The 12230-nt window shown below is 30.4% G+C and carries 12 protein-coding genes and 4 pseudogenes; 1 reads left to right on the top strand and 15 read right to left on the bottom strand.

Features of this window, described 5'->3' with window-relative positions; translation table 11 throughout:
• Window positions 1–50: 50 nt before the first annotated feature.
• From KA878_RS11175 to KA878_RS11115, 14 genes and pseudogenes are all read right to left on the bottom strand, one after another.
• Complete coding sequence (locus KA878_RS11175) at window positions 51–272, bottom strand: hypothetical protein (RefSeq protein WP_002437519.1); 222 nt, start codon at window positions 270–272, stop codon at window positions 51–53.
• A gap of 13 nt (window positions 273–285) precedes the next feature.
• Complete coding sequence (locus KA878_RS11170; RefSeq protein WP_053038302.1) at window positions 286–789, bottom strand: DUF1643 domain-containing protein; 504 nt, start codon at window positions 787–789, stop codon at window positions 286–288.
• 14 nt (window positions 790–803) lie between these two features.
• A complete protein-coding gene (locus KA878_RS11165; protein WP_031796883.1) occupies window positions 804–1115 on the bottom strand; it encodes a DUF960 family protein in 312 nt (103 codons plus the stop codon).
• A gap of 93 nt (window positions 1116–1208) precedes the next feature.
• A complete protein-coding gene (locus KA878_RS11160) occupies window positions 1209–1547 on the bottom strand; it encodes an SAUGI family uracil-DNA glycosylase inhibitor (protein ID WP_031796882.1) in 339 nt (112 codons plus the stop codon).
• Between the two features lie 88 nt (window positions 1548–1635).
• A pseudogene (locus KA878_RS11155) lies at window positions 1636–1983 on the bottom strand (cassette chromosome recombinase CcrC); the annotation flags it as partial.
• 97 nt (window positions 1984–2080) lie between these two features.
• A complete protein-coding gene (locus KA878_RS11150) occupies window positions 2081–2611 on the bottom strand; it encodes a hypothetical protein (protein WP_053038301.1) in 531 nt (176 codons plus the stop codon).
• Between the two features lie 437 nt (window positions 2612–3048).
• Window positions 3049–3180 (bottom strand): annotated as a pseudogene (locus KA878_RS11145) (SAUGI family uracil-DNA glycosylase inhibitor); the annotation flags it as partial.
• A gap of 107 nt (window positions 3181–3287) precedes the next feature.
• Window positions 3288–4964 (bottom strand): cassette chromosome recombinase CcrC, encoded by a 1677-nt coding sequence (gene ccrC / locus KA878_RS11140; protein ID WP_070677204.1) that lies wholly within the window; start codon window positions 4962–4964, stop codon window positions 3288–3290.
• Window positions 4965–5188: 224 nt separating this feature from the next.
• Window positions 5189–6805: a DUF5906 domain-containing protein gene (locus KA878_RS11135; RefSeq protein ID WP_001015575.1), complete on the bottom strand. Its 1617-nt coding sequence runs from the start codon at window positions 6803–6805 to the stop codon at window positions 5189–5191.
• Window positions 6805–7173, bottom strand: a complete 369-nt coding sequence (locus KA878_RS11130) for a hypothetical protein (RefSeq protein ID WP_001058155.1) — start codon at window positions 7171–7173, stop codon at window positions 6805–6807. Before KA878_RS11130 ends, KA878_RS11135 begins: the two co-directional genes overlap by 1 nt.
• Window positions 7166–8275, bottom strand: a complete 1110-nt coding sequence (locus KA878_RS11125) for a DNA polymerase (protein ID WP_000283873.1) — start codon at window positions 8273–8275, stop codon at window positions 7166–7168. The genes KA878_RS11130 and KA878_RS11125 overlap by 8 nt, the downstream gene beginning before the upstream one ends.
• Before the next feature lie 194 nt (window positions 8276–8469).
• A complete protein-coding gene (locus KA878_RS11120) occupies window positions 8470–10458 on the bottom strand; it encodes a hypothetical protein (protein WP_001038847.1) in 1989 nt (662 codons plus the stop codon).
• Window positions 10459–10487: 29 nt separating this feature from the next.
• Window positions 10488–10580 (bottom strand): annotated as a pseudogene (locus tag KA878_RS14715) (LEM-3-like GIY-YIG domain-containing protein); the annotation flags it as partial.
• A gap of 39 nt (window positions 10581–10619) precedes the next feature.
• Window positions 10620–11549 (bottom strand): helix-turn-helix transcriptional regulator, encoded by a 930-nt coding sequence (locus KA878_RS11115; RefSeq protein WP_000750311.1) that lies wholly within the window; start codon window positions 11547–11549, stop codon window positions 10620–10622.
• Between the two features lie 80 nt (window positions 11550–11629).
• On the opposite strand from KA878_RS11115, the gene KA878_RS11110 reads away from it, so the two are divergent.
• Window positions 11630–12058: a VOC family protein gene (locus KA878_RS11110; RefSeq protein ID WP_000671996.1), complete on the top strand. Its 429-nt coding sequence runs from the start codon at window positions 11630–11632 to the stop codon at window positions 12056–12058.
• Between the two features lie 59 nt (window positions 12059–12117).
• Here KA878_RS11110 and KA878_RS11105 read toward each other — a convergent pair.
• Window positions 12118–12230, bottom strand: a pseudogene (locus tag KA878_RS11105) (IS6 family transposase); the annotation flags it as partial.

Here is a 12230-nt window from a genome sequence, read left to right as displayed (position 1 = left end):
CCTCACCGCAAAGTGAAGGATGCTCTAATTTTATTAAAAGTAATATATTTTTATTTTGATAGGTAATAATTAATAATATCTTGTAAATCATTGTTAAGGACCGTTGTAATAGAGTCATCATTCATAAAATCTTCATAGATTTTATCAAGTATTTCTTCATCTTCAATCGCTGTGAAATGATGTACTAATCCTTTTACAATCGATATATAATTTTTCGATTCTAAACAATTAGCAACCGTTCGCCAATCTGATTGTTTAGTTTCATGGTTCATAGATAATCCTCCTTTATTTCAATGTCCATTTTTGACGCGCTTTAGGATTAAGCGGATGCATAATTTCATTCGTTGCTGGATTTATGAGCTTTTTTACTTTCTTTTTATGAGGTTTTAACATTTCCATCACTTGCTCAACGCGTTCGACAACAACGGGACGCTTCGCATAAGCACCATAGGCTAAAATCACTGTGTCACTTTCACTTATAGCTTTCATTAAATGAATGTCGCTGTGTTTATCATAAGGTTCTTTAATATGTTTAAGATTCTCTGGGGTTTTAATATTAGAGAATAGATTTACAAGATATACAGCGCCATATTGTTCAGAGTTCGCTAATTGATTGAGGATAAGAACAGTCGTAAGATCGAGTGATAATACGCCATCTAAATGAGGATACATGGTTATCACCGTACAAACAGGTTTCTTTTCATCCCAAATTTTCTTGAGTAAGTAGCGGTGTTGTTCATCATCGCTAAAAATCGCTTCTGTGTGTATCGTACTTTTGATTGTATTCATCATCTTCACTCCTTTTAATATTCTTCAGGTAAAAGCATGACATAATAAAAAACGTCTACATCATCTTCTCGGATGACGTAGACTTTCTTAGGTATTGCTTTTTGATTTTTTACATAGTTTATATAGTGATATTCCAATTTGTATGCGGGTTGTTCTTGTTCATGTGTGATTGAGAGTATATTCTCATCTTCCTGCAGTCTAAAAATGTGTAGATAATCTGTATGAGGTTGATTGTCCCGTTCTTTTACCATATTCCAAAGTAAAATTTGAAGGTCTAGAGATATGTGTTCACTAATCCCTCGTGTAATGTATCGATTGATGTTCATACTATTCCCCTCCATTTTGTTTTTCTTTCATAATCTCAATTAATTCATTGATAACTGTGACAGATAGTTGAGCGACCTTGATCCAGTTCATAATTACTCGCCCCCTTTTTGTAACAAGTAGCGTTCATCAATAATGACTTGATGAGTGTCATTTAAAAATATAAAGTCTAAATCAAAATTATCTAAATAACCTATTGCTACTAATTCCTTATCTAGATAACATAAAAAAGGGTAAATGCTAATTTCATGTAATTCATCATTGTAATAGGTAAAAGTATTTAAAATTTTATTTTCAAGTGGACTATTTTTAATATATTTTTCAGGTAATACATCTTCAGCCACCGCATCTACGGTTTCACAAGCCCAAGTTTCTTGATAATTTAATTTAAATCGTTCAGTAATATACGTTTTAAGTTGTTTGCTTAGCGTCATTATAATGACCTCCTTAATTAATAATGTGTACTCCATAAATAAAATATATATTTATAAAATATTTCAAAATTCCTCCACTTTTGTCACTCTAAAAAAGTGGTAAAAGTGATAAATTTTCAATCCTATTTTTATTTGCGACATTTATCACAAAGTTAAATTTAGGCATAAAAAAAGACCCTTAATCTTTTTTCAAAGATTGAGGGATAAGACTTTCATCAATTTTATACCGTATGAGCTTCACTTTTTTATCTGTAGTAATTTCAACAGAATCAATCAACAACTTCATAAGCTGATTTTTTGCTTCAGGATTTGCTTCTCTTAAATAAACACTAAAACGACTTATTATCAAATTTAGACGACTCTTCAACTTATCAAAGTCTGGTACTTTTGTTTCTTCTAGATTAGATTGTTGAGACGTTTTGATTTGTTCTTCAAGCTAATAAAATCAAGTCGGCATCCATAATATTTTTCATAAAGGGCATTTAGGATGTTTATCATCATTGATATTTTAAATAATTACTTTCCTTATTATTTTATTCTGATTCCTTAAGAGCATCAATGTTTCTTTGTTGTTGCTCCATGTCCATACCTACATCTCCACGTTCTTCTTCATCATCAATATTGTTAACTTCATTATCTGTTACTGGCTCATCATCTTTTTCACTTGCGTTTGGATCTTGATAATATATTTCACGAGAAGTTGGTTGGAACTTTCCTTGTCTGGTTAATTCCCATAATTCTGGTGTCATTTCATCTCTTGTTGCAACACCGTCACCATCTTTATCTGCTTTAGCAATTTCCGCATTTACATCTAGTTCTTTATTTTTCTCTACAGTTTGTTCTTGTGCTAATTCAGTTGATTCTTCAACATTCTGTTCTTCATTTTTTTGCTCTTTTTTTGCTTCTTTTTTAGACTCTTTTTCTTTATTTGATTTTACTTCCTCTCCGTTCTTATCTTCTTTACTATTATTAATATCTGTAAAACTCTTATATCCAAATACTCCTGCCGCTAAGATAACTGCTAATAAAGCTACTGATGCTAAGACCATTAATAAATTTTTCATTTTATCTCCCCTTATTATTTTAAATTAGTAACCCCAAACTACGACGATATAATAAACTGCTGCTAGACTTTTTAGAGGTCTACATATCTTCAATCAACCTGATACATATGACTTGCTGTATCTAATCCTACTGCTAATAAAATTACCAATAATATCACTAATGATATAATAAGCGATGCATTTACACTTCGTTTGTTATCATTATATATCAAATTTACAAAACTTCTCTATATTTATTTTGATAATAAAGACTTTTTAAAATAACTAACTAATAAGAAAGTGTCATAAATTATTTATTTTCATTTCCTTTAATGATTTGATTGTCCATGCTTTTCTGGCAAAGAGATTCAACGGGTGCATCATCTCATTTGTTTGAGGATTTGTCAGAATGCTAACCTTTTTATTGCTTGTTTCTAACATATCCAATACTTCTTTGACCCGAGTCTTACATATTGATCAGGTATGATATTATCAGCAACTTCATCAATTGCTTCACAGTCCCACACCTCGTCTTTGGGTAATTTGAATAGATTCGTAATATAGTTTTTGACTTGTTGTTCCAATGTCATAATTATGACCTCCTAGTGTATTTGATTGATGCACACATTTATCACATCATTTTTATAATATATATCTGATATTCAGTTCATTTCCCTCACTTCTATCACTAATATGATTAAGTGGTAAAAGTGGTAATTTGGTCGATGAAATAATCATTTTGACCATATATTTCAAATTGGAATTTGGGCATAAAAAAAGACCCCCAATCTTTTTTCAAAGATTGAGGGATAAGACTTTCATCAATTTTATACCTTACAAGTTTTACTTGTTTATCTGTCGTAATTTCAATTGAATCAATTAACATTTTCATAAGTTGATTTTTAGCTTCGGGTGTAGCCTTTCTTAAGTACACACTGAATCGTGTTATCATCAAAATGAGTCGTGCTTTTAACTTATCAAAATTGGGTATATCATCCTGTGATTGATTTGCTTGTTTTGCTTCTTTAATTTGTTGGTCTAATACTTCTAACTGTTGATTCATTTCACTTTGTTTAGCTTTTAACATTTCGCTATCCATTTCATCATCTAAGAACAATTCCAATAATCGTTCTTGTTGTGTTTTAACTTTTGCTTTTTGTTTTTCTAGACTATCAATATCATATTTTATTTCTGTTTGTTTACTATGCTTTTGTTTCAGTTCTTCTATCACACTTGACGCAATCTGCTTAATAACATTAGGTTGTGAAAGAATACGATTCAAATGAACATTGATTACGCGTTCGACGACTTCAGCATTAATCGCATTACTATGACAGGCAGAACTTCCTGAGCGATTGAATAATGAACAAATGTAATAGCGTTTGATTGTGCGTTCTTTGGACTTTTTCGTTTTATAATACGTCCGTCGACATACCATATTATTTCCGCATTCTGGGCATTTAATAAGGCCACGTAAGTAGAAATCTCCACCAATAGGTCGACCCGGTTTAAAACTTTTAGAAGCTAGTTTCTCATGAACTTGATCAAATACATCTTCACTTATAATGGCTTCATGCTTACCTTTGACCAATATCACATCATTTTTATCACTTTTACCACTTCTTCGCTGAACAGCCCAATTTTGATGATTATTGAATCTGACATAGCCTTTATAGACTGGATTATTCAAAATGTATTTCACGCCAAACACTGAAAATGGTTTTTGATTAATGGTACGATATCCTTTTTGATTTAGAATTGTCGTGATTGCTTTAAATCCTTTATTGTGATTCAAATATAAATCAAAGATTTCCCGTACAATATGAGCTTCATTTTCATCAATAACTAAATCATTTTTCTGTGTCAATGGATTAAGTGATAATTTGTAGCCTAAAACACGACCGGTGATTGCCTCTCCGCTCCTTGCCTTAGCATTCATAGAAAGTTTCACATTGGAAATCAAAGTCTGGCGTTCTATAGATCCTATTAGTCCAAACATTGTAACGAGTACTTCTCCAGAAGCATTGGATGTATCAATATTCTCAGAAATCGATTTATACCCTACGTCATGTTCTTTGAATTCATGAATAATATTAAACACGTCTCTCATTGAGCGAGAAATACGATTCAATTTCCAACTTAATACCATTTCGATTTTATTATCCTTAACATCTTGTAATAGACGTTTCATTGCCGGACGACCTTCAATATTTTTACCTGAAATGCCTGAGTCAGTATATGTCTCATAGTCATAACCTGGGAAATTTTTCATAACTTCTTTGATGAGTAGTTGTTCCTGCTCCTTTTCAGAATAACCATGTTCTGACTGCTCAGACGTACTAACACGTGAATAAAGTGCAATTTTACCCTTCATATCATACCGCTCCTTTTATTAGATTATTGCTACAGACCATCGGTCTTGTAACAACATATAGATAATATATATTTATAATTTCGTTTCATTTTTATCACTTTTACCACTTAATCATATGAGTACTACAGGCAACTGCCTGTAGTACGTAATTAGATTACTTACCTTTATTGATACGTTCTTCTATGATAGGCACAAGCACTTCTACAAATGCTTCAATTTGTTCATTATTCATCGTCAAAGTCCTCCCAACCTAAGTTCAAATCATCTTCGTATAAGAATTCATCATCTGTTACATTCTCATTTTTATCGAATGAAATCATGTCATCTTTTTTATCAGTTTCTTTCCATCCTAAATCGACCCAATACTTATAACCATTATTTAGTCTACTTTGTACATTAAAGTTAGCTTGAACCAAATCATTAATAACTTGAGAGCTTACTTTAATTTCATCTCTAATAACCTCATTTAGCCTAGACACTTTGATACGTGACCCTGGTTTGATTTCTATAAGTTTTCTGAGTAAATTAATACACGCTTTCTGATGTGCAATATTTGCTGATTTACTAGAAACAAATTCATATCCAAAATTTAACCAATCATGAGAAATTTCAGTAACACGATCATTTTGGAGGTACTCGATATCATTTTTTACAATTTGCTTATACACATACATCAAGTAAAGAAAGATTTCTTTCTTTTCATCCTGTAACTTTTCAATTAAGTCAGGGTCAGCTTTTTCAACATAATATTCACATGGAATAACAGCAATTCTACGCTCTAATGCTTTTGCATGTGATGATGGAAAATTGAGTACAGCATTCGTATTAAAAATGAGTTTTAAATCTAAAGTAACTTCTACTTGCGTTCTTCCTTTACGGTCAGCATGAATTGGTTCAACAGATAGTAATTTTTTGAAATCATTCACAGTTGCTTCATCAATATTAGCTTTCCCCACTTCATCACTTGCCATAATTCGTTTACCAATTAGACTTTCCTTATCGAAACGCCCGCCAAGTTCATTAAGTGTTTTAGATACGATATCATTACTATAAAAGAATGACTTAACTAATTTAATATAGACCGATTTCCCATTTTTTGCAGTTCCATACAAAAAAAGTCCACGACGTAGTTTAGTATCTGCCGTCAATAACACTGCCATATGTTGGAAAAGGAAATATTGTAAATCATGGTCATAATTCGCCAACTCTAACATATATTGTTTGAAATTCGGGGGTATCTTGTCCGTAATCGTGTCATTTATATCTAATTCCAAATCTAAGCGTGTTTTAGGGAATATTTCAAGGTCATTATCAACCACTTTAAAGGTCTTTAGATTGAACATATTTCGTCCACAACCAATGTACTGTCTATGCTCAACAAGTTTTTCTATGTCCGTTGATTTCTGTATGCCATCTACTACGTTTTTCAAAGTACTTAGTGAAGGTTTATAATCAACTAGCAACACTTGTATCATTTTAGATATCAACCCTTGCAATTCATCTTCACTTACCTTTTGCCAACCTTTATCTTTGAAAACAAACAACTCTGAATCAAAACGCTTGATATGAAAAATACATATCATCATTTCCACTAATATTGTGTCATTTGGCTTTTTTTGAATACCAAAATAACTGTATATGTTAGGTCTATAGTCGACATCTTTAGGAATGTTAAGCTGTAGCTTATCGATAAGCTCGTTATACACCATTACAGCTTGTTCAGAATCATCCATTTCATCATTTCCAATACTACTTGTTAGGATGGCAATCAGACCTTTACGGTCGATTGCCTCCATACCCACTTTTAATAATTTTATTAACATTTCTAAAATATGATTCATTACAATACCCCTCCAAATTCATCTAATGGTGCTACATCTTGAATATAATAATTTCCGTTATATTGCCCTACAAGGACCAAATGTTTTCGATCAATGTATGGATCATAATTAATGTGGTTTACGTTATAGTTACTGTGACGTTTAATCCAATCAGCAATTGATAATTGGTGACTCATAGATTTTACGGTAATATTGCGATTTACATAGTGCGTTTCTTGGTTAAGTTCTACTTCATACGTAAACTGATGTTTAATATCACCTGAGAAGTTCTTCTCGTACACAGAATGTAACGTAGCAACGTATATAGATCCTTCTTTTAACAATGTACTTTGGGGAATTTGAAGACTTTTTCCTCTATCATTATTCATTGTCTATACCTCCTAAAGCTTCCACTGTCACATGTGCAAATTCACCATTAAACAGTTGATTAGCTGTATCTTTCATGAGCTGTGCTACATTTTGTGCAATCCCCTTATCATTACATTCAATCATAATCGCATCGTGTATCGGCACTATAATCTTGAACGTTTTTTTTTCGCACTGTGCTTTGTACACTTCCAACAAAATGTGCTTGAAAATATAGCTTGCTACCGTTTGTACATAAATTGCCATAATACTACTACCTTGAAATGCGCTCATATCATGTTCAATGCCGTAAGGCGTAGGCATTGTTTTATATTTTTCGACTTGCTCCTTAAATTCAATGACCTTCTTGAATTTGCTCATTACTTGTAGCCAGTTAATTTCACTAACCTCTTGATTGATTTTGAATTTAGAGCTACTATAACGACCGCCAAAAAGAAATGACCCTATAAATGCACGTTTCACACTCACGCGCTTCTCTTTTGACAAAGATAAGTCTCTCAGTAATGCATCGTATAACCCTTCTTCATGATTCAAGTAGTCAATCAGTTGTTCGTCTTGTGTCATATACGCAGCAACTGATGGTTCGAATGATTTAAAATCTATTGTATAAACCTTTTTAAATTGCGAAGGTAAAATCATTTGTTGGACTAATTTAGGCAAGCCTTGAACATTAAATCTTTTCGTTGTGATCCGATGTGTTCGTGTGCCAATCAACGATAATTGCGTATATAATCGATTCGTACCATTTAATGACTGATCTAATCTATCAAATAGCTGTTCGATTTTATCAAAATGTTCATCGTTCTTAGCCTTTTCAAGCATTGTCGCTTTGATATCAGGTAATTTATCGGTATCAAGGTTAATAGATTCTGATTCAATCTCTTTCTTTAATGGTTCTAAATTATGGTGTACTTCCACGTATTGGTCTAGCTTAGCTTTTTCATTAGCCAAAAGCTCATTATATTGTTGATCTAGCTGTTGGCTAATTTGTCTTTGTAGCTGCTGAACTTTATCTTGATTTGAAAATTTGTTCATTAAAAAGTGTTCTGTTTTATTGCTTTGAGGCAATTTTGTAATTAAATCACGTATATTTGCTTGATACATGGTGATTTGCTCCTTCTATAAGTTATTACACAATAATCTCCCGGGCTGATTATCATGTGAACATCACAACGTTGTACCTATACTATAAATGACTCAAATTAATTGCTTAATGGCTTCCATAACATTGATTCCTGTAATGGAAGCGTAAAATTACAATTAAAAAGCCAACTCATTCTTGAGTTGGCTCATTATAGTTATTGTTTTTTTGTATTTGGACTAATATCATACAAATTGCTCTTAATTTTAACTGACAATAAATTATCGATAGAAACATTTATTTTATTCTTTAATTTGGAGTCAATATCGCTTTTATCATCAAAAGCATGATATGTTTCTTCTTTATTTTTTCTTCTCTCATCTTTATCATCAATAGCATCATCAGGATAATGTTGCTCTCTTCCGCTAGACTTACTTATTTCAAGAGAAAATGGCGTTAATTTACTTTTTATTCTACTAAGTTCCTTTAAAAACGATCTATAATATCTTGCATTTTCATCATTCGAATTTATACCATTATTTAGTAAGTAAATACCTAATCTGTCTATTGAATTTTCAACATCATTGAAAAGTTGTTTGAATAAATCTGAATCATCTTTTTCATACTTAAATTTGCTTGTTGCTACTAATTTTTCAATGGTACTACTTCTATCATATCTTTCTTTTTCAAACAATGTTTGCATATTATAATTAATACTTTCCTGACCTATTTCTTGATTCAAATAATTGATTAATAATTGATCCAAAAAGGGCATTTTTATTTTATATTTATCTACAAAATATAAAATGTAACCTCTATTTCCATTTACCCTTGCTTTTACTAAGTTATTACTAAACTCAAAGCAATGGTATAAATAATTAAAGTTTAGTTTCTGATTTCGATTTGCGTTATTAAATTGAATCTTATTATATTCATTTTGGATATCGTTAATAACTTTACCATTGAATTCAGTAATTTTCTCGCTAATCTGCTCCCAATTCTTCACCCCACCGTCTGTCAAAAAATAATCTTTAAAATAATTGAAATGAACCTTATCTTCATCAGCCTCATTGATTGTTTCTTCAATTGCATGAGACAACATTCTATATAATTTGTTACCCTCATAATAATTGCTCTCCAAAACTTTATGCATAAAACTTTCAAGTTGCAATTTTAATTTTTCACTTTCAGAGTACCATCTACATTGAGATTGATATGTAAAATCAGTCAATAATTTTTCCTTTAAAGAAGAATTTTCCATACTTATAATTTCTTTCATTATATCTTCAAAATACTCATAAAAACTATGAGAATCCCCACTTAATATTGCTTTTTCAATAGTTGGAATATGTTTATAATTATTATCTGACTTTGGTAATGGATGCTTATCAAGTATTTTCGATAACATATCTATAATTTGATATTGAAGTCTATTAAATTCATAGTTAGATCTTTGAGAAATGTATCTTTCACCAAATTGACCTCTTTCATATTCAGGATTATTAGAATTATAAAATGGCTGATATTTTGCAACATCTACACCATACATTTTGTTCAATAATTTTAATTTGTTCGTGAAAGTTGTACCCTTGACACCTTGTTTCTCTTGTAAATGTCTTTTTTTATAAGTTATTTTAGGATTTTCTTTTACAAGATTGAAATAACTAGATACTTGATACTTATATTCAGATTTTTCTTTATTGTAGAGATAAATATCAATATGAACCTTAAACACCTCTTGAAAAGCTTGCTTTTTATTTTTAGAATCATTCATGAGTTGCTTTAAAGCATTATACAATTGATTTTTATCCTCTTCTAATATTTGATTTGAAAATTTGCATAAATACCATTCTTTAGTCACATCAATGTCATTTGTTCGCTCATTTAAGTAACAATGTTCTTGAATGCCTCGTTGAATACTACTTAATGATTCACTTTCAAACTGTATTTTTATGCCTTGACTATCCAATATTACTTTACCAAAATTAATCATAAACTGCTCATATGTACTAATAAAATCTTGTACCTCTCCTGCATATTCTGGTTGTAACAACGGTGATAATGGAATTTTATCTTCCATAGGCAAAATTTTAAACTTTTTGGTACACTCTTTTATATTATTTATAATTTGATCATCGATATGAACCGTATACTGCATATATGTAGTATTTTCAGTAGATTTTAGAGCTGTAATATTTTTATTCACTTAATTCACCTTCATTGACCCATCTTTATTTAATTATAACTATTTATGTATGCTGTAGCACTACCACTACCCAATTTTAAATTTGGTAATGCTTTTTTGTATAAATTTAAATTGTTTAATGTTGTCATCTTTTTGTTATTACAATTATGATTAAATTACTATTAATACATGTTTATTATTTTAGTTAATTCAACTTTAACAGCATTTTTCAAACTATTAGGGGTCTCTACTTTTACATTGACACCACCTGTGACAATTAACTTAGCTATAAAATCTATATCTTTCGCGTTCACTTTTGATTTAAATAAATATGTCTCTTCGTCAATATTTTCAATCATATAGTCACTCCACAGGTAGCCTTTCAAGATATTCAATCCCATAACATTGCTTCTAATAAGAATATCAATAGCTGTTTCATTTTTAACCATGAACTGTTGAAAATTCTGCATAGTTATATCATTACACTCTTGAGTCTCTCCCATTTCATATAGTTCTTTTATTTTCGAAATATTTAATAGATTCACTAACTTTGATTCTATATTAGCTACAACAAAATACCATTGATGATTTTTATACATAATGCCAATACCTTTATATTGTTCTTTAATATAGTTTTGTGAATAACAGGTTTCAAAAGACTTATTCTCAATTATCAATCTAATGATTTCATTAAATAACTTATAACTTTTGAACTGATACTTATCTTCATTAAAATATTGAAATAGATCATTATATTGGTTTATTAACTCTTTTTTATTCGAGTTATTATATAATTTTTTTAATATTTCTTGATATTCTGTTTGAAAAGGTAGATTACTCACATTTGAAATACTCGAAAGTGTAAATACTAAAGCTTTCAACTCTTCATCTGAGATTGCTATTTTCGTTTGGTCTCGATTACCTATGATCGTATAACCACCATTTTTCCCTGGATTACTATATAAAGGTACTCCTAATGCTTCAATTTCTTTTATATCCCTTAAAGCGGTACTACGAGAAATATTAAATTCTGACATTAAATCATTTAATTTGAAGTTCCTATTTTCATTACAATATTCAATCATATTATATAATCTAACAGATTTTTTCATTATTATTCTCCTTTTAGTGTCAATAGATGACACTAATTAAGTATATACTCTATTTATAACAAATCTAAGGAGGAAAAAACATGAAATTTCAAGTAAGTCCATATTTTTTAATCACTCAAAATGCAGAGGGTTTAAAAAAGTTGTATGAAGAGCTGTTTGGCGCTAAAACACTGTATATTCAACGTATTAAAGATAGACCTATAGATAAGAAACTTAATATTGACGAAAATGATTTAAATAAAATTGATCAATGTGTACTTCAATTTGGAGATATAAAAATTATGATCGCAGATGACACTGAAGGTTTGCCCATAACACAAGGTAATAATATATCTCTTTGTCTCACTTTTGACCAAGTAGAAGAAACTAAACATGTATATGACCAGTTAATAGAAAAAGGCAGTGAGGTATTGAAAACATTTAGTCCAGAATTCTATACTGAAGGTTATGGTTATGTAAGAGATCCTTATGGTATCTCTTTGCATTTATTTACAAAGAGAAAAAATTAGGTTCTGCTGCAAAGTTGAAAAATAAATGTCTAATCTCAATTTTAAAATAATACTTTGTGTTAACTTGTTAGCATGATGCTAATTTCATGGCATGGCGAAAATCCGCAGATCTGAAGAGACCTGCGGTTCTTTTTATATAGACCGTAAATACATTCAATACCTTTTAAAGTAT

Origin of the sequence: Staphylococcus sp. GDY8P57P (assembly GCF_017892585.1) — a bacterium.
In the GTDB taxonomy this organism is placed as follows: domain Bacteria; phylum Bacillota; class Bacilli; order Staphylococcales; family Staphylococcaceae; genus Staphylococcus; species Staphylococcus borealis.
This window is presented reverse-complemented; position numbering and strand designations above follow the sequence as displayed.